Here is a 19,919-nt window from a genome sequence, read left to right on the forward strand (position 1 = left end):
TTATTCTCCTTCTTCGTAAACTACATCTTTTACAGGCTCTTCTGCCACATCAGGATATAACACCCCATCCAGATGATCCAGCTCATGACAAATTGCTCTTGCCAGAAGTCCTTCTCCTTCGATAGTAATTTGTTCCATATTTTCATCATAGGCACGGCAGATAACATGATTTGGACGTTTTACCACTGCTGTTTTTCCAGGGAGACTTAAACATCCTTCTTCACCAATCTGTTCTCCGTCTCTATGAATAATCTCCGGATTCACAAGAACGAATTTTTCTCCTTCTTCATAAGTATCGATCACTACGATTCTTTTTAAAATACCTACCTGAGGTGCTGCAAGGCCTACACCCATTGCCTCATACATAGTATCAAACATATCTTCCACCAGTGTTTTTAATCTTGGTGTCATTTCTTTTACTTCCTTTGATGTTTTTCTAAGTACATCGTCTCCCATAATACGAATCTGTCTTATCGCCATTTTTTATCTCCTTTGTCTTCTTTAATAACTATTCATCGGGTTAAAATCAAAATTTATCAAAATATCTTTAGAGATATTCTTTTTACTAATCCACTGCTCCATTCTGTTTTTCGCAGAAATCAGAGTCTGATAATCTTTATCTTTGATATAAATAACATGCCGGTAATAATCATTGATTTTTGCAAATACTGCCTCACTTGGTCCTATTACCGTAACATCCATCTGACGGATCATATCAGCCATAGTTTCTGTCAGCTGTTTTACCTGGTCATCTTGAGGACCAGCCACAAAAATAACAAGCATCTGCCATACAGGAGGATATTTTAAAATATTTCTGTATCCTATTTCCTGCTGGTAAAACTCTTTATAATCCTGTTTTGCCGCTGTCACAATACTGTAATGTTCCGGAGAATAAGTCTGTATTACTACTTCCCCCGCTTTTTGTCCTCTTCCTGCCCTTCCGGCTGCCTGGGTCAGCAGCTGGAAAGTTCTCTCTCCAGCCCGGTAATCATTGGCATGCAATGATAAATCTGCTGCCAGAATTCCTACTAATGTTACATTAGCAAAATCATGGCCTTTTACGATCATTTGGGTTCCAATCAGAATATCTGCTTCTCCATTGGAAAAAGCTGCCAGAATTTCCTCATGACCATGCTTTTTTCGTGTAGTATCCATATCCATGCGAAGAACTTTTGCTCCCGGAAATTCTTTGTGAATCGCTGCCTCAACTTTCTGAGTTCCCAGACCAAAAGCTGCAATATAAGGGCTTCCACATTCGGGACATTGCTTTGGCATAGGCTGCTGATACCCGCAGTAATGACATTTCAATGTTCCATCTTTGTGGTATGTCATAGATACATCACAATGTGGACATTCCATCACATGTCCGCAGCTTCGGCAGGATACAAATCCCGCATATCCACGCCGGTTGAGAAACAGCATAATCTGCTCCCCTTTCCTAAGCCTGTCTTTTATCAATTCTCCAAGTCTGCGGCTAAACATACTCCTGTTTCCGCATTTAAGCTCTTCTCTTAAATCTTCAATATATACCTTCGGCAGAACAGCCGCCTGGGCTCTTCTGGAAAGTTCCCATAAACGATATTTACCATCCAGTGCATTTTTGTAGCTTTCCACCGATGGTGTAGCAGAACCCAGAATAACCGAAGCCTCTTCCATCCTTGCCTTCTCAATAGCCACTTCTCTGGCATGATATTTGGGGGTCTGCTCACTTTTGTAGCTTCCTTCATGTTCCTCATCAATAACAATTAATCCAAGGTTGGGAAATGGTACAAACAAAGCAGATCTTGGGCCAATGATCACATCCAGATCTCCTTCTTTGGCCCGAAGCCACTGATCATATTTTTCCCCTTTGGATAACCGGGAATTAAGAATGGAAACCCTGTCTCCAAATCTTCTGGTAAATCTCTTCACTGTCTGATATGTCAGTGCAATCTCTGGAATCAGCACAATAGCCTGCTGCCCCCTTTTTACCACTTCTTCAATTGCAGCAAGATAAACCTCTGTTTTTCCGCTTCCTGTAACTCCATGAAGAAGATATGTTTTATGGTCATCCCGCAGCAAATCTGCCTTAAATTCATCTATCAGGCTCTGCTGCTCTTCATTTAACGGGAACGGAGGACAGATACCCTCACCTGCAGGATTAGGATTTCTGAAATAATACTCTGTTACCACTCGTATTACATCATCTCTCACCATACTGTCAATGGTGCTTCTGGAAATCTTTAATTTCTTTATGGCAAGATCCCATGAAATTGTATGCTGATCCAGAAGTTCCGCCAAAAGCCTTGCCTTTGCCACATAATGCCTGCCAAAATACTCTTCCAGAAGAGCTGGTCCGTGAACCGGATCAATCTTCAATTCTATAAATTTTTTCGCTTTTCTTTCTGTTTTCTCCTGAACCGGAAGAACAGTCTTTAAAGCCTGAATCATAGTAGAACCATAATTCTCACGAATCCAGTATGCCAGTGAAAGCATTTTGGATTCCACACTTACACTGTCTTCCTCAATCCGAAGAATCTCTTTTACTTTACTTTCATCATAATCAATGGAATCAGATAGCCCTACCACATATCCGGTCTGTTCACGATTTCCCCTTCCAAAGGGAACTACAACTTTTTGTCCCACACGGATATCACGAATTAAGGAAAAAGGCACTTTGTACCCAAATACCCGATCCAGTGCCTCATGTGAAATATTAATGATAATATCCGCATATAAATTTTCCATAGATTAATCGATTACATGCCCTTTCTGTCTTAACACTTTTACAACCCTGTCCACATATGTTCTGCAGATTTCATGGGTTCTGGCTTCCACCATAACACGAATCAGCGGTTCCGTTCCACTTTCTCGAACCAGGATTCTTCCATCATCCCCCAGTTCCTTTTCTACAGAATCTACAGCTGCCTGCACATCTTCATCTTCCCTTGCTGTCTTCTTATCAGAAACACGAACATTTTCCAGAATCTGAGGGAAAATCTCTACGGCCTCAGCCAGCTGTCCAAGAGTCTTCTTCTCTTCAATCATCGCTTCCATAACTTTAAGAGATGTTAAAATTCCATCTCCTGTTGTTGCAAATTTACTAAAGATAATATGACCAGACTGTTCACCGCCAAGTGCATGACCATTCTTTACCATATTTTCATTTACATATTTATCACCAACAGCTGTCTTCTCATAGGAAATACCTGCCGCATCAAATGCCTTATATAATCCCAGATTAGACATAACCGTAGTAACAACTGTATTATTATTCAATTCTCCATGTTTTTTCATATACTGACCACAAACATACAGAATCAGATCCCCATCAATAACTTTTCCATTTTCATCTACCGCGATACAACGGTCTGCATCACCATCATATGCGAATCCTACATCCAGATGATTTTCTTTCACATATCCCTGAAGGATTTCAATATGTGTAGAACCGCAATTGGTATTAATATTGGTTCCATCCGGTTCTTTATTAATCACATAAGTCTCTGCCCCCAGTGCATTAAATACATTCTCTGCAATTGAAAAAGCACTTCCATTGGAGCAGTCCAGACCAACTTTGATCCCTTTAAATGAACGGGTAGCAGATGAAATCAGATATCCGATATAATGATTTCTTCCTGCAGAATAATCGTTGGCACGACCAATCTTTTTCTTTGTAGCAAATGGCAGTTCTTCAATCTCCCCGTCAATATATGCTTCTATCTTTTCTTCAATTTCAGCTTCCATCTTATGACCTTTTGCATTGATCAGCTTGATTCCATTATCATAGTATGGATTATGGCTGGCAGAAATCATAATTCCACAGTCAAACTGCTCTGTTCTAACTACATAAGCCACACTTGGTGTTGTGGTAACATATAACATATAAACATCAGCTCCTGAAGCAGTTAAACCTGCTACCAGAGAATTTTCAAACATATAGCTGCTGCGTCTTGTATCTTTTCCAATGACAATCTTTGCCCTGGATGTTTTCTGATTGAAATACCATCCGATATAACGTCCGATTTTATATGCATGCTCTACTGTCAAAGTAACATTTGCTTCTCCACGAAATCCATCTGTTCCAAAATATTTACCCATAACTAACTCCTTTTATCGACCTCTTGCCTTAAACAAGTATTTTACACTTTGTCTCAAAGTACAGTATAGCATGATTTTAGGTTCCTATCAAATACAGAACTTTTAAGAATCCTTTAAGAAAAAAAGAAAGAGATTTCATTTATTAAAACGAAATCTCTCAATTGTATTCCTGTTATATTTCATGATCATTTCCGGAAAGCTCCTCATAAGATACTGTTCCTTCATCCAGTACTCTCTGCCGGTTGGCCTTGTAAAGCTCCACCCATGTGGTCTGACGATATGGATTTGTATAAAGAACATTCACTATACCCAGAGTGATCGTTCCAAGAATCATCCATCCAATATAAGATAAATCCAGAACAAAAGCATCCCATTTTTGTCCTCTCATCATTTCTTTGCTGATCTTAAAAGCTCTTTCTCTGGAAATACCCGGATTTTCTGCTAAGATATATGAAACCATAGAATATTCATATGATTTCACAATGCCGGGAACAATAAAAAGCAAAGCCCAAAGGAATGTATATAAATCTCTTAAAAATAATGTTAAGACCTTATTGGTATAATGTCCATTTCGAAATCCATCTAATATAAGCCCTAATGATGCTTTGTTCCTGCTATTTTCTATAAAAAATCCTCTGGCTCCGATTTCAAACAAATTTCCAATGAAAATCTTCAGCAAAAAGAAAATGATTGCCCAAATGAAAATAAGAAGAATTCCTAAAACTATCCAGCTATCTTTGAAAAATTCAAGAAAATTAATAGAAAAAAGTGAATTTATTACATTTGATGCCTTATCTGCCAAACTTCCGCTTTCTGCGGAAATTTCTGTTACAGTTTGACGAAATGTTGAAGTTACACTATCTCCCCTTCCAATAAAAAACTGGAAAATCAACGCAGCCAGAACTGTAATCCAGTAATTTCTATGTAGTGCTTCTTTCCCTTTTCGTTTTAATTCCTCTCTTGTCCACATATTATCTCCTCCCTTACCTTATATCGCTTCTTTTTTCATTATACAATATGTTTCGCTATTTATAAAGCAGCAAAGGACCCTGCATAATGCAGAGTCCTCTTTAGAACTATTATTTGAGATATTTCGTTAATTTTATTTAACGAATGCTTTTACTTTTTCAGCAATGCTGTCACCGTCCAGACCAAATTCCTTGATCAGTTCAACAGCTGGACCAGAATGTCCGAATTCATCATTTACACCGATTTTTAATACTGGTGTAGGAAGATTTTCAGATAATACATCACATACAGCACTTCCAAGTCCACCGATTACAGAATGTTCTTCTACAGTTACAACTTTTCCTGTTTCTTTTGCTGCTGCAAGAACCAGTTCGTTATCTAATGGTTTTACAGTTGCCATATTGATTACTTTTGCACTGATTCCATCAGCTTCCAGTTTTTTAGCTGCTTCCAGTGCTTCTGCCACGCAAAGTCCGTTAGCAATAATCGCAACATCTGTACCTTCTTTTACAACGTTACCTTTACCGATTTCAAATTTGTAATCTGGTGTATCATTGATAACAGGTACAGCCAGACGTCCAAATCTCATATATACAGGACCGTCCATTTCTGCTGCTGCTCTTACAGCTGCTCTTGCTTCTACATCATCAGATGGAACGATAACTGTCATTCCCGGGATTGTACGCATTAATGCAATATCTTCACAGCACTGATGAGTTGCTCCGTCTTCACCAACAGAGATTCCACCATGAGTTGCTCCGATTTTTACATTTAAATGAGGGTATCCAACAGAGTTTCTTACCTGTTCGAAAGCACGTCCTGCAGCAAACATTGCAAAACTGCTTACAAAAGGAACCATTCCAGCTGCTGCAAGACCAGCACCGATTCCTACCATGTTACATTCAGCGATTCCACAGTCAATATGTCTTTCCGGGAATTCTTTCTTAAATACACCTGTTTTTGTTGCAGCGGCTAAGTCAGCATCTAAAACTACAACATTAGGGTTTTCTTTTCCTAATTCAACTAAAGCATTACCATAGCTTTCTCTTGTCGCAATCTTCTTTACTTCTGCCATCTTATTCGCCCACCTTTTCTAAATCTTTAAGTGCCTGTTCACATTGTTCATCGTTTGGTGCAGAACCATGCCATGAAGCCTGATTTTCCATGAAGGATACACCTTTACCTTTTACAGTCTTCATAATAATTGCAGTTGGTTTTCCTTTGCATTCTTTTGCCTGTTTGAATGCATCTGCAATTTCATCGAAGTTATGTCCGTCGATTTCTACTACATTAAAGTTAAATGCAGCGAATTTTTCTCCAATTGGATATGGAGAACATACATCTTCGATATTACCATCGATCTGAAGTCCATTATTATCAACGATAACTACCAGGTTATCAAGTTTTCTTGCTCCAGCGAACATAGCAGCTTCCCATACCTGTCCTTCCTGAATTTCACCGTCTCCAAGAAGTGTATATGTACGGTAATCTTTGTTCTGAAGTCTTGCTGCCATAGCCATTCCAACTGCTGTAGAAATTCCCTGTCCTAAAGAACCACTGGACATATCTACACCAGGGATTTTTTTCATATCCGGATGTCCCTGTAAGTAGGAACCAACATGTCTTAATGTCAGTAAGTCTTCTTTAGGGAAAAATCCTCTTTCAGCTAATGTTGCGTAATATCCAGGTGCAACATGACCTTTTGAAAGAACAAAACGGTCTCTGTTTTCATCTTTTGGATTTTCCGGATCAATATTCATTTCAACAAAGTATAAATATGTGAATACATCAGCTGCAGATAAAGATCCTCCCGGATGTCCTGATTTTGCAGCATGTGTAGCTTTGATAATTCCTTTACGGATCTCATTTGCTGTTGTCTTTAATTCTGCGGTTGTCATTGTCTGTACCACCCTTTCTTATTCTCCAAATACTGCTGTATAGTCTGCCTGGAATTTAGCAATTCCCTGATCTGTTAATGGGTGCTTCATCATCTGTTCAAATACATTATATGGTACTGTTGCAATATCTGCACCCATTTTAGCACATTCCATAACGTGGATTGGGTTACGTACACTTGCACAAATGATCTGTGTATCAATATCTCCTGCCATTTCAAAGATTTCTTTGATATCAGCAATCAGGTTTAAACCATTTTCAGAAATATCATCTAATCTTCCAAGGAATGGAGATACATATGTTGCACCAGCTCTTGCAGCCAATAATGCCTGGTTAGGATTGAAAATCAGTGTTAAGTTGGTTTTGATTCCTTCAGAAGATAATACCTTTGTAGCTTTTAATCCTTCGATTGTTGTAGGAATTTTAACTACCATATTTGGATGAATTTTAGCAATTTCTCTACCTTCTGCAATCATTCCTTCTGCATCTGTTGTTGTAGCCTTAACTTCTCCGCTAATAGCACCGTCTACAATAGAAGTAATTTCTTTAATAACATCTTCAAACTGTCTACCGGATTTTGCAATAAGAGATGGGTTAGTTGTTACTCCACAAATAACTCCCATATCATTTGCTTTTCTGATCTGATCTACGTCTGCTGTGTCAACGAAAAATCTCATAGTTCTATTCCTCCTAAAAAAGTGGTTCTTGTTGTTTCTGATAACATTTAAACATGGAACATTTCTCTTGTCAAATGTAAAAAAATATGCAGTTCTTTATAAATCACTGATTTTATTAATATTTTCACTTTTTATTAATTCACTATTTTTTCTTCTGATAAAGCGCATAGCTGTGCATACATTATTCCTCAAAAGAAATGCCGATTTTCCTATATTTTCAAAAGAATGTATGATATTATTAATTTATGTTAACTAATATTTTGTGTTTTATTAGTAATATTCTTTTTTATTTATTAGTTATTAGTTATTAATTAAAATAAATTTTGATTAGGAGGAAAATATGGCCGAAAAAAAGAAAGTCACCACAAAGGATATTGCAAAACATGCAAATGTATCCCAATCTGCTGTCTCCATGATCTTAAACAATAAAACAGATGTATCATTTTCAGAGGAAACTCGCCAAAGGGTTCTGAAGACAGCGAAAGAGCTGGGATATCAGAAAAAGACGTCAAAACAGAAACCTGCCCACTCTCTGTCAAAAGTCATTGTCATTATGTGCCCGTTTCTTTCCAATCATTATTACACAACTCTTGTTCATTCAATTACAGAGAGGGCTCACGATTACGGCTACGTAACCTTTGTGGCTCCGACTCTGAGAAATCCAAGCACAGAACAGTATTATCTGGATATGCTGAATCATGATGTGGAAGTTGCCGGTATCGTATATCTGTACCCTACATCATTTCTTCCTGATGTAAATAAAATGTCCAAACAATTTCCTATTATTAACATTGGCGATAAAAATGATGAAATCACTTTCGACTCCATTCATGTCAGCAGCACAAAACCTGCCTACCTTGTGGCAGAACATTTAATATCCCTTGGTCATAGAAAAATCACCTATATTTCCACACCAATCAGCAATATCGAACGATCCCGCTCCAAACGATACGAAGGACTGGTCAGTGCTTTCCGTGATTATGGTCTTGGTGAAGATTGTGTAACTTTGCGTTCCTTATCTCCCGGAGAATATAACCTGCTGTCTCCAAATCTTCTGGAATACTCCTCCGGATTTAATCTGACCAAACAGATTCTGGAAGAAGGCACCGATTCCACTGCCTTTGTAGGTTATAACGATATGGTGGCTTTCGGAATTCTGGATGCCCTGTATGAACTTAAGTATAAAGTACCAAATGATTTCTCCGTATGCGGATTCGATAATATTCCAATGGCAAATATGAACCGAATTTCTCTGACAACTGTAGAACACTCTATTGAAGCAAAAGGACGAGAAGCCGTGGATATAATAGCAAGACTCCGTGACTCAAAAACAAAAAACCAGCCACGAAGCTTCGTAACAAAGCTGGAATTCGAACCATTTATCGTAAAAAGAAAAAGCACAGGAAAAGCCAGATAAGAAGTTCCGCGCTTATCCCTCCCAGAGGTTCCGCGCCTATCCCTCCCAGAGGTTCCGCGCCTATCCTTCCCAAAGGTTCCGCGCCTATCCTTCCCAGCCGCTTCCCTCGCAGATGCTCGGTCAGATGGCATGGTACAGGATAGGGGCTCCACTGGATATTATCTTCTCCATGTATTTCTCATATACTCCAGTTGTCTGTTGAGAAAAAAATGGTTTTCTGCTATCAGATGTATTTCGTAGCTGATTTTATTTTCCATAGTGAATTCTAATTCTGATATTCTTTGCTGCAGCATATCTATTTTCCCTGTCATTTTTACGCTTTTTTTATTTAACTCTTCTACTTTTTCCTTTAGTATTCCTACATTTGCTTCTAGCTTTCCTACGTTTTGCTTTAACATTCCCACGTCTTGTTTTAATTCTACTACGTCTTGTTTTAGCATTCCTACGTCTTGTTTTAATTCTCCTATGTCTTCTTTTACTGGTTCTAATTTTTCATCCATCATGTCTGATATTGCTTTGAGTAATACTTTTTCTTCCATGGTTTTGTCCTCCTTTATTTTTTGATTGATTTGATTTTTATATTATAGCATATATTTTAAAATTATCAACTGTTTAGTATATTTTTATTTTCTGTAAATTAATGGAGGATTTTTTTCTTATATGTGAAAAACACCTTTTGAAGTGGAGAATGTCCCGACTTCAAAAGGTGCTTTTTATTGTTGTTATATAGTGTCTGCTTTTACATGATATCCATGACCATAGCGACTGGTTTCGCTGGTACCTGTATTTACATCATTTAAGATGCATCCATTTATTGTGACACCGGAACCGGAGAGGATTTCCATACCATCCAGAATCTGATCTACATCTGTGTAATCCTGGCGGACTACAAATACTGCTCCGTCTACATACTGGGCAACAATGGCTGCGTCTGACAGCAATGCACTTGGTGGTGTATCGATAATAACAAAATCTGCTTGTTTTTCCAGCTCTTTGATGAAATGTCTCATATTTTCACCACTTAAAACAGATGATGTGTCCTGAATTGGATTAGAGCCTGCAAGAATCATAACTCCTGTGTCTTTATATGGCTGTACTGCCTCCTCAATGGAAGCTTCTCCTTTGATTACCTCCAGAGTACCTATACTTTGTTCTTTCATTCCCAGTACCTTTGCAGTGGATGGATTTCGAAGGTCGGCATCTACCAGAATTACTTTATGTCCTTTCATGGCAAGGGCTAAGGCAATATTGGCTGAAACAGTAGATTTTCCTTCTCCTGGCATGGCACTGGTTACAAGAAATGAACGCATGCCGCTTTCTTTACTGGCTCTCTCGATTCTTCTTCGCACTGTTCTTGTCGCTTCTAGAAAGTTTCTTGGCAGCCTTGGATTGTCAAGAACAACCAGTTCCTGAACATTGGATCTTCTTTTATTAAATCTGGCATGTGGTAAAATTCCAAGACTTTTGACACTGAACATTTTTTTAAAGTCTTCCTCTTTCCGAACTGTGTTCTTTCCAAGAGCAAATAATAAATCCAAAATAAAGCACAATGCTATTCCAACTAAAATTCCTATTTTGATTTCATGAGAGAAGCTAAATGGATTGGCGGGTGCTGTTGGCACACCGGTTTCATCCATTAATGTCAACTGGGAACTTCCTATGACAAATTCTGCAACGGTTGGATAATTCTTCACAACAGATTTAAGGATCTTATCTGCCATTTTAGGATCATCTGCTGTTACACTTAATGTAAAGAGATTGGTGTCTTTCATAACATCTGCTTTGATTTTCCCCGGAATAGACTGAACGCCCAGATCTTGTGCCACAATATCCTTCAAAACTCCACTTTTCAGGATATATGGAAATGTTTTTGCCATCTGATTGGCTGTGGCATTATCCATATATGTAGCCGAAGATTCCGTAGAAATACTTGAGCTGATAGTAAAAGTTGAAGAAGCTACATAATATGGAGAATAATTCAGTCTTTTGTATCCACAAAATAACCCTGCACACAAAAGAATCAGAACCAGAAATCTCCATTTCATATGAAGTGCACCTTTTATCAAATCATCCAGAATTCCTGTAATATCAATTAAACCCTCTCTATTTTCTTTTTTTTCATTATATTTTCTGTCCATGGCTCACCCCTCCTAAAAATCTGACTTGGATTTATCTGTCTTTAATTTGCTTCTTTCAGATTTTTTCTGATCACGTTCGCCATAGCCATAGCCATATTTTCCGCCATAACCATAGGACCCATAGCCGTAACCATAGCCATAGCCATAACCATAGCCATATTTATAACCGTAAGCTTTTGCAGTTTCAGCAAAACCTGGGAATACATCATTATATACACAGCCAAGCATAGTCCCTTCGCCTGATTTCAAAATAGCAATGGCTTCATTGATATCTTTAACCAATGCTGTATGCTGTTTTACTACCAGAATAGATGCATCTACCAGATCCACCATTTCCTCCGCATCTGCTGCCTGAGACATTGGTGGAGTATCAATGATGATATAATCCAGTCTTTCCTTAAAGAAATCCAGTACTTTTTGAAACAATGGTCCGGCGATCATCTCTGTAGAATTTGGATATATCATAGAATCCGCAACCAGCAGAAGATCTGAATTGGCAATTGGAAGAACCAGATTTTCTGCATTCTCATTACCATTTAAGACCTCTCCAAACTGCTTAATTTCCTCTTTATCGATCCCAAAGATCTTATATTGTGACGGTTTCCTCAAATCGGCATCAATCAACAGTACTTTTGCTGATTCTTCTGCCATTGCCAATGCAAGATTAGCTGCAACCGTTGATTTTCCTTCATTTTCCACGGCACTTGTTACCATCAGAGTCTTTGCGTTATGATCCTGCATCTGGCTGCTGACCCTTCGTGCCAGTTTTTTCATATCTTCCACATATCGGAAACTGGTTCCGGGATTTGTAAGAAGTACAGGATTTTTCTTGCGATGAAGACGGGCTTTCCATGTTTTATATTTCTTTTCATGGTACAAAGTTTCCAGAAGCTTTCCATCCAGTTTTCTGGATACTTCCTTCGGTTTACGGACAGTATCTTTCAAAAATGAAATGATTCCAATCAGGCCACATAAGAAAATCAACGTATAAATAAAAGTCTTCTTCATCAGTGCCGTAGGCTGAAACTTATTTACAGGGCCACTTGGAACCGTTGGATTCTGAAGCACATCCAAAACCACATTTCCCATCAATTCATCCGATACAACCGAATAATTATTCATGATTGCCTTATTGAGGCGAAAAGCCAGTTCCGGTGAATCCGCCTGCACTTTTAATACCAGAAGATTGGTCTCATTGATCACTTCTGATGACGCAGTTCCCGGAAAATAATCCATATTCATTTCTTTGGCAACTTTTTTCTGAAGAATGCTGCTGTTTAGAATTTCAGAAAATTTCGTTGCCATCTGCGCAGTGGTATTCAGATTACTGTAAACGTTATTGTTACTGCCCTTACCACTGACAATAAAGGTGCTGGTAGACTCATACATTTTATGATAGCTTCTTCCAACTTTCACATAAGCTAAAAGACTCATGGACGCTGCAAGCAAAAGAATTACCAGTGCATATTTCCAGATATCTTTGCAAATGCTGTACAAGTCAATATTCATTTCATAATCATTTATGGACGTATTTTTATTTTCACTCATCTGCTTAACCCCTCTTATTCTGTAACGATTACAATCAGTTTAACGGAACCTTTCGGATCCTTTCCCGCTTTTACGGAATATGTGATCTCATAGGAACCTACTTTTTTATAGTCCACATCGTCATCATCAATCTTTACCTTTGATCTATCAATATCACCCGGTAAATCCGAATCATATCCTCCCCCGGAACAAACCTTTGTAATATAACTTTCAGGATTGATCTTATGACCTTTCTTCACATAGACCAGATACTTTTTCAAATGGATAAACGGCATATCGGAAGCTTCCTCACGATCATATATCTGGATCGTGGCATTAAATGAGACTGTATCACCGGCACTGTTGGTTACCTGTAGTTTTACCGGATATTCCCCGGGAGAATATAAATCTACGATAGAGTTGGTCAGAATCTTCACTTGCTTTGACAGATCACCATCAATCTTATCCTTTACTTTCAGATTTTCCAGAATATCTGAATCCTTGGATGATCCTGTGCTTGCAAAAGAAAATGGTTCACTGAGAGAAAACTTTGGTGAAGAGTACCCTTTATATTTTACTATCCTATTGGCACGGCTGACATTATTATGTTTGTCTACCGCTGCATAAACGACTAAACGGCGTCCACCGCTTAAAAAATTAGAAACATTTTCCACTACAAGAGAGGAAGTAACGTCTCCATCCTTCTCATCTACAGCTTTTACTCCCTTCAGGAAATCCTTATCTGTAGCATCCAGATCCACTGTCAGCTCTTTCTTATCCATAGTGATCACCGGTCCAATCCTATCCCCTTTCCGAATCTGGGTAAACCAGAAGATCAAACTGGCTGCCAATGATATACTAAATAATATAAAACTAAACATTTTTAATTTCTTCATTTTTATAAACTCCTTACTCCCTGTGATTTGACCAGATTTCTATGATTCATTGATCCTTCTGCCTTCCAGGATCTTTAACGGATTCTCATAAAGCAGTTCTCTGGAATAATGAAAAGAATAATGTTCTTCCATGTATTCTTTTATATCTGCCATGTATGTAGTTCTCTCGTATGGTTTGTGAGCATCACTGGCAATACATGTAACCAGCTTCTGCCTTAGCAGTTTATCCACACACTCCTTTGCCCTTGTTCCAAACCTACCAAAGATACTTCCCCGGTTGACCTGTATGAGATATCCCTGCTCTCTCCATGATATAACCGCTCTTATATCTTCCTGAACGCACCGATATCTCTCCGGATGCGCGATCACAGGAACAGCACCAAGGTCTGCCACCTGCCATAACAGCTCATCCATATCTTCCCAATAGATCCCAAACGGAAATTCCATTAAATAATATGGAGAACCATTCAGGGAAATTAACTTTCCTTCCCCAATTTTATCCGGAGCCTCATCATTTGTAAATATCTCCATTCCCGGAAGTACTGTCAAAGGCATCTTCTCCCTTTTCAGTGCACGACGGAACTCTTCCAGCCGTTCCAGATACACCGGTATTCCGTATTCTTTAAAAAATCCCTCTGTATTGGCATGAGATGTAGCTACAATGGTATGAACACCACTTTCCAGGGCAAGCTCTGCCATAGCAAGAGAATCATCCATATCCCTCGCTCCATCATCAAGCCCCGGAAGGATATGTGCATGTATATCGATCATAACCCCTTTTCCTTTCAAATTCAGGACTCCTTTGTGGATCCTGATGCGGGAATGAATTCCCATTTTATACAATGTTCTTATTATACAACAAAAAAATCCTCTGGTCTATATGAACCAGAGGATTAAGATATCTTTAATTAGTGCTGTTCTTTGATACGTTTTGCAGCATATACAGACATTGCTGCTGCACCTAATGCAGCATAGATCAAAGCGGCAGGTGCACTGCTGTCACCTGTCTTAGGTGATGTTTTGCTGTAATTATCATCTTCTTTACGAGTTTCAGCTGTTGTCTTATCCTTGATATCAGGACTAGAATTCGCCATAACTCCTACCGTAAAAGATAAACTCATCACCAATGTTGCAATCATCACTAAAAACTTCTTCATAACACCAAATCCCCCTTACTTAGAATTCTTAATCAATTTGCTTATAAAATACTTTCAGTATTAACTCAAATAATTTCGTCTCATCCGGATAATACTCTGCAAATCCATCTTTACCTTCCTTGATCTTACAATCAATACTATAAATATTATCAGATGAAAAACTGCTACCTGAAACTGTCGTTGCCAGATATGTAAGCTTTGTCATAGACAGGTTGGTCACTGCATTCTCGGATACAAGATGGAACAGTTCCACCGGTAACATCACATCACTGCTAAATTCCCGCAGTGCCGTCTGCATAAAAGATGTTACGTACTGCTTCTGTCTGCGCATACGTTCCACATTGGCATCCAGTGGTTCAAAATCTCGGGTCCTTACATAAGCCTCTGCCTGATCCCCTAACAGTGTCACACTGGCTCCTTCTTTCAACGCAGGATCTACAGAAGATAAATCTCCAAGTACCTGGACATTCACTCCTCCAACTGCATCATTCAACACACTGATAGATGATAAATTAATAGACATATAAGAATCAATCGGGATACCGTACATTACCTTTGAGACAGAATCTACCAGATTGGTACAACTTTTTTCCTTACCATCACCATATGCGTATGAAAGGCAAATCTGTTCATTGGTCGTTCCTGTATATTTACCCTCTGAATCATATGTTTTCACATCAGCCATAATATCACGAGGTATATTGATCAGTGAGATTTTCTTAGATGACGTATCCAGTGCAGCCAGGAAAATGGAATCTGCCTGCCCTGAGCCATTCTCCTTAAGATATTTTTTATCACTGTTTATACTCTCTCGGTCTATACCCATACATAGAACACTCGTTATGTTCTCATTATAGCGATATTTGTGGCCTTTGTAAATAACCAAATCTCCTTTATTTTTGACATCTGCACCATCTATGCCATTGGTCATATCCACATTTCCCTTGAACAGGGAATTTTTTCCAAAAGCCCTCAATGCAAAAAAGGTTCCGACAGCCAGTACGATCAGTACAACCAGTACTATGAGGATCCTTTTGACTACTTTTTTAGCCGACAATTTCTTACCCTTCTTATTCTTTTTTGGTTTTTCTTTCTCTTCTTTCGGCTGAAATCCCTGAAATTCTTCTTTGGATTCCACATTTATATTTTGTATCTCCTGTCCCAGCTGATCATTCAGCATGCTGACATCATTTCTATTTTGCTTCTCTTTCATCTGTTAACACCGCCTGTACTAAATATCGATTATCTGGTTGTCCACCTACACATGTACTTAATGTTATGATCCGGTCATTTTCTGTTACCTTAACATCTGTACGGATATTACTGATCATCTCCCTTGTAGCCATTACATTGGCAAGATAATTCTTGAATACCTTTTTATCATCAAAGTTAAATGACTTTAACAAATGACGGCTATCATATTTATATGCTGCAAATATCTTATATATGTAGGTTTTCTTTGGTGTGTAAATATAAATTTCCGTATGTTTCCTGAAAAATGACTTTTCTTCGAACTTATGAAGGTTCTGGAACATGGATCCATTTCTCATATTATGTCCATACAAAACAGTATTTGGATCTGTAAAATCCTTTTTGTTTAGCCGTTCTGTATAAATACATCCTGCAAACTCCGGTTCATTCTTATAATTGTATTTCAGATAATGGCTGTCGTCTTTGGCATTTTGTGCCACCGGATAATCAATCCTGGTCCCCGGAACATACACCCATGCATAAACCTCTTTATTGATCTTCTGTAATTTGTCAAAATCAATACTCTCGCCATGCCTCACCCCTTCAGGAAGCTTTGGTTCTTGGCCATCTCTCTGTGTGTACTGGCTGTTTTCAATGGCCTCCAGCTCTTTCTGAAGCCTATATGCCTGGTATTTGTTCCAACCCAGTAATCCAAGACAGATCACACAGACAATGACACCAATACAGAAGATGATTTTCCATATTTTTTTATTCATACTGCTCCTCCACAACTGTTTGTTCGCTACTTATTGCTATTATAACCTTTTTATCAAAGCCGGTCAATTTTTCTAAAAATCCATTGCCATCTTGCTGGATTCTTCTTCCGACAGCTCTGTAACCTTTGTTTCCATCACCCGGTAAACCCTCTGACACATATTCAAAACGCTTGGTCTGTGAGTGGTAACAATACAGGTTTTATTTGGTCTCTGCTTAATAATATTGCGGAGAACTTTTCGTTCTGTCGTTACATCTAAAGCCGAAGTTGCCTCATCCAATAGTAAAATTGGGGCATCCCGCAGTACTGCACGGGCAATGGCAATCCTCTGTGCCTGACCTTCAGAGAATCCACGTCCTTTCCCTCCAATATTGACATTGATGGTATCATCCATATTTTTCACAAAATCCCAGGCACAGGCGATTTTTAACGCCTCTATGATTTCTTCATCCGTTGCATCTTCTTTCACCATACGCATGTTATCCGCAATGGTACCGGAAAGGATGGTATTTCCCTGTGGCACATATGCAAACAAATGTCTTGTATCCGCATTCATCTCAACGGTTCTTCCGTCAGATGCTTTTAAAAATGCAGAACCATCTTCCGGTCGGATCAACCCAAGGATCAAACGGATCATGGTAGTCTTTCCTTCACCGGAAGGACCAACCAATGCTACGATTTCACCAGGAGAAGCTTTAAAAGATGAATCTGTAATCACACGATTTCCTTTGATATACGAAAAATCAACATCTTTCATGGCAACTTCAAATCCATCTTCCACATATGTATCCAACTCAGAACTGTCCGGAATGTGTACCTCTTTCGGCAGCTGTGCCAGCTCCCGGATACGGTGCGCAGATATAGAACTGTTTAAAAAGTTTGGAATAATCGAAATCACATTATTAAACGCAGAATTCAGGTTGCCCCTCTGCTGCAGGAACAATGTCATCGTTCCATACGTAATATCATGGGTCCACAGACGGAACAGACAGTAGCCAAATGCCGCATACTGCACGATCATTCCCATGATTGACATGAATACCCCTGTCTTAATAGAGAACATATTGTACTCCAGACTTACATCCTTATATTTGCGCTGCCATTCCCTCATCTTCTTCCCATATAAAGAAGAGATGCCAAAAGACTTGATCGTATCAAAATTATAAAAAGTCTCCACTTCGAACGTCATCATATCACTGTTCATCTCTTTGACTTTTCTGGCATACTCCCGCTGCTTCGAGATCAAAAACTTCGACATCATAAGCATAACCGGCGCACTGGCAAATGCAAGCAGAGACATAATCTTATCATAATGCCAGATGACAACAAACGTAGCGATAAAATTATAGACTGCGATCACAATCGTCGGAAGCCAGCTGATCGCATTACTACTGATCGTACTCACATCACTGTTAAAACGGTTCAGCACATCGCCATTGCTGTACTTATTAATCTCCAGCCAGTCTGCATCTATAATCTTATCAAATATATCCGCCTGAATATCATTATTAATATAGATACTCAGCTTCGCTGACACACGGTTGATCACATTGGAAAATACCAGACTGAACACCGCACTTCCCACTGTAATCGCAATCATGATCCACAGCTTGCTCGTCTGATATCCAGTGATAATATCAATCATATATTTGCTGGCAACACTACTCACCAGTCCCATGGAAGTACTGAATATTCCCAGAAATGTGTAAAAAGCAATTGCACCTTTATATTTTTTGCTATAAGAAAAGATCCATTTCCAGTCATCGATGATCTCCGAAAATGTCCCATCCTTCCACTTTTCGATTAAAATATCCAATGACTCAAAGGAAACTTTGTTCTTATTCTGATTTTCGTTATCATTTCCGTTCATATATAACTCCCTTAAATTTAATTTATCAACAAACTGTGTTGATTATAGCATAATTTATCAACATACACGAGATTTAGATAATAAAACACGGAGATCATCAACTTCTCCACCATTTTATATCAGATGAGGGATGACTCCCGCCTCTGTAGGCGGTGATCAACAATTATGTATCAGTGGCGGATTTCAATCCCCCATCTGATATACGCTCCGCGAGGATGCGCAGGAATTCGGATTGGAAGTATGTCTGCTATGCAGACCCGAATTCCGCGCCAAGACTCGCGAGCGAGTCTTGAATTTCCAATTCATTCCTCAAAAATCCTTCTTTTAAGCCAAGCGTCCTTTTTTCCAAAACATCTGAAATTATAAATCTGACTTCTAAAAATATTTGTTCTGAAAAATCTGTTGATAAATCATTGGTTCCGTAGAATGTTTTTCCGAAATAGTATATAACTCTTCCCATTGTTCCTGCGTCAACTCCGGAAGATTTTCACAAGTAGTATTATGGAGTGATGTTTTTAAAATTAATTAAAATAATTTTGTAATATTCATAAGTTTCTGATAGCCCTTTGTAATGAAATGTAAATTTAAAATCATTATATCATCTACTTGCAAAAATACACAACTCCAAGAAATAAATTATTTTTTTGCTAAGAAATTAATTATTTTTTTGCTATATCTTGACTTTTTACCTTTTCCCTATTATTATTAAACAAAGAGATTTTACGGAAGGATTGTCTATCGGATTATAAATGAATTTAATGGTTTAAGAAAGGGGATTTAGGATATGAAAAAAGTATATCAACATCCGCAAGTGATTGTGGAAGAATTTGCACCAAACGAATATGTAGCAACATGTGGAGATACAGAATATGGAAAATATAAATTTGTATGTGATGCTGGTGGTGGAAGATATGGAGGATTATATGATTTAAATTGGAAGCAAATAAGTAATTACAGCTCCTCATTTCATGCATGTGATAAAACACATGAATCTGATACTGATGGAGATTATATTTTGGGATATTTTGATCCAGATAGAAACCATAATAATGGCAATGAAATATCAGTATATATTTGGCAAGAAAAAAATCGTTGGGGACAGGTTATAAATAGACATGCTACTACCAATCTCGACAGGGATTCATGGGAAATCACAAGATCTTGAGAAATTATTTTCAATTATTTAATTAAGTATTAATAATACGATATGGATCGGAACTTTTTCCGATCCTTTTTATATCTAAAATAGATTCTTTTTCAAACAAATTTTCAATTCATAGACGATATTATATTTCTTATGTTATATTATCCATATATCTATTAGAT

General features: G+C 38.2%; 19 protein-coding genes. 2 read left to right on the forward strand and 17 right to left on the reverse strand.

Going from position 1 to position 19,919, the window contains the following annotated elements; genetic code table 11:
• The 7 genes from def to fsa all read right to left on the reverse strand — a co-directional run bounded on the left by def (position 1) and on the right by fsa (position 7,622).
• Positions 1-480: a peptide deformylase gene (gene def, locus KTB61_RS11110; protein ID WP_075759366.1), complete on the reverse strand. Its 480-nt coding sequence runs from the start codon at positions 478-480 to the stop codon at positions 1-3.
• Between the two features lie 21 nt (positions 481-501).
• Complete coding sequence (priA, locus tag KTB61_RS11115) at positions 502-2,727, reverse strand: replication restart helicase PriA (protein ID WP_216697505.1); 2,226 nt, start codon at positions 2,725-2,727, stop codon at positions 502-504.
• Positions 2,728-2,730: 3 nt separating this feature from the next.
• Positions 2,731-4,080 carry a phosphoglucosamine mutase gene (gene glmM, locus KTB61_RS11120; RefSeq protein ID WP_075759368.1) on the reverse strand — a complete coding sequence of 450 codons (1,350 nt, stop codon included), beginning with the start codon at positions 4,078-4,080 and terminating at the stop codon, positions 2,731-2,733.
• Positions 4,081-4,252: 172 nt separating this feature from the next.
• Entirely contained in the window at positions 4,253-5,050 is a 798-nt protein-coding gene (locus KTB61_RS11125; protein WP_216697506.1) for a DUF975 family protein, read from the reverse strand.
• A 132-nt stretch (positions 5,051-5,182) separates the two neighbouring features.
• Positions 5,183-6,124 carry a transketolase family protein gene (locus KTB61_RS11130; RefSeq protein WP_075759370.1) on the reverse strand — a complete coding sequence of 314 codons (942 nt, stop codon included), beginning with the start codon at positions 6,122-6,124 and terminating at the stop codon, positions 5,183-5,185.
• 1 nt (position 6,125) lies between these two features.
• Positions 6,126-6,947: a transketolase gene (locus KTB61_RS11135; protein WP_075760538.1), complete on the reverse strand. Its 822-nt coding sequence runs from the start codon at positions 6,945-6,947 to the stop codon at positions 6,126-6,128.
• Positions 6,948-6,965: 18 nt separating this feature from the next.
• Positions 6,966-7,622 (reverse strand): fructose-6-phosphate aldolase, encoded by a 657-nt coding sequence (gene fsa, locus KTB61_RS11140; protein ID WP_075759371.1) that lies wholly within the window; start codon positions 7,620-7,622, stop codon positions 6,966-6,968.
• 340 nt (positions 7,623-7,962) lie between these two features.
• Here fsa and KTB61_RS11145 point away from each other — a divergent pair, with 340 nt between their 5' ends.
• On the forward strand, positions 7,963-9,039 hold the full coding sequence (locus KTB61_RS11145; protein WP_075759372.1) for a LacI family DNA-binding transcriptional regulator: 1,077 nt from the start codon (positions 7,963-7,965) through the stop codon (positions 9,037-9,039).
• A 158-nt stretch (positions 9,040-9,197) separates the two neighbouring features.
• On the opposite strand, the gene KTB61_RS11150 is transcribed toward KTB61_RS11145, so the two are convergent.
• The 10 genes from KTB61_RS11150 to KTB61_RS11195 all read right to left on the reverse strand — a co-directional run bounded on the left by KTB61_RS11150 (position 9,198) and on the right by KTB61_RS11195 (position 19,053).
• Entirely contained in the window at positions 9,198-9,578 is a 381-nt protein-coding gene (locus tag KTB61_RS11150; RefSeq protein WP_216697507.1) for a coiled-coil domain-containing protein, read from the reverse strand.
• 183 nt (positions 9,579-9,761) lie between these two features.
• Positions 9,762-11,177 (reverse strand): polysaccharide biosynthesis tyrosine autokinase, encoded by a 1,416-nt coding sequence (locus KTB61_RS11155; protein WP_216697508.1) that lies wholly within the window; start codon positions 11,175-11,177, stop codon positions 9,762-9,764.
• 12 nt (positions 11,178-11,189) lie between these two features.
• Positions 11,190-12,725, reverse strand: coding sequence for a polysaccharide biosynthesis tyrosine autokinase (locus KTB61_RS11160; RefSeq protein WP_216697509.1), 1,536 nt, complete (start codon positions 12,723-12,725; stop codon positions 11,190-11,192).
• Positions 12,726-12,739: 14 nt separating this feature from the next.
• On the reverse strand, positions 12,740-13,600 hold the full coding sequence (locus KTB61_RS11165) for a DUF5011 domain-containing protein (RefSeq protein ID WP_216697510.1): 861 nt from the start codon (positions 13,598-13,600) through the stop codon (positions 12,740-12,742).
• A gap of 39 nt (positions 13,601-13,639) precedes the next feature.
• Positions 13,640-14,389 carry a tyrosine-protein phosphatase gene (locus KTB61_RS11170; RefSeq protein ID WP_230973732.1) on the reverse strand — a complete coding sequence of 250 codons (750 nt, stop codon included), beginning with the start codon at positions 14,387-14,389 and terminating at the stop codon, positions 13,640-13,642.
• Between the two features lie 119 nt (positions 14,390-14,508).
• Positions 14,509-14,757, reverse strand: coding sequence for a hypothetical protein (locus tag KTB61_RS11175; RefSeq protein WP_075759377.1), 249 nt, complete (start codon positions 14,755-14,757; stop codon positions 14,509-14,511).
• Positions 14,758-14,785: 28 nt separating this feature from the next.
• Positions 14,786-15,970 carry an LCP family protein gene (locus KTB61_RS11180; RefSeq protein ID WP_216697511.1) on the reverse strand — a complete coding sequence of 395 codons (1,185 nt, stop codon included), beginning with the start codon at positions 15,968-15,970 and terminating at the stop codon, positions 14,786-14,788.
• Positions 15,951-16,724 (reverse strand): class B sortase, encoded by a 774-nt coding sequence (gene srtB / locus KTB61_RS11185; protein WP_216697512.1) that lies wholly within the window; start codon positions 16,722-16,724, stop codon positions 15,951-15,953. Before srtB ends, KTB61_RS11180 begins: the two co-directional genes overlap by 20 nt.
• A 72-nt stretch (positions 16,725-16,796) precedes the next feature.
• Positions 16,797-18,593, reverse strand: coding sequence for an ABC transporter ATP-binding protein (locus KTB61_RS11190; protein WP_216697513.1), 1,797 nt, complete (start codon positions 18,591-18,593; stop codon positions 16,797-16,799).
• Between the two features lie 247 nt (positions 18,594-18,840).
• Positions 18,841-19,053: a hypothetical protein gene (locus tag KTB61_RS11195; RefSeq protein ID WP_216697514.1), complete on the reverse strand. Its 213-nt coding sequence runs from the start codon at positions 19,051-19,053 to the stop codon at positions 18,841-18,843.
• Between the two features lie 324 nt (positions 19,054-19,377).
• Between KTB61_RS11195 and KTB61_RS11200 the strand changes: the two genes are divergently transcribed.
• Complete coding sequence (locus KTB61_RS11200; protein ID WP_216697515.1) at positions 19,378-19,758, forward strand: hypothetical protein; 381 nt, start codon at positions 19,378-19,380, stop codon at positions 19,756-19,758.
• The last annotated feature ends 161 nt before the right edge of the window (positions 19,759-19,919 follow it).

The organism is Anaerostipes faecalis (assembly GCF_018982945.1).
GTDB lineage: Bacteria > Bacillota > Clostridia > Lachnospirales > Lachnospiraceae > Anaerostipes > Anaerostipes faecalis.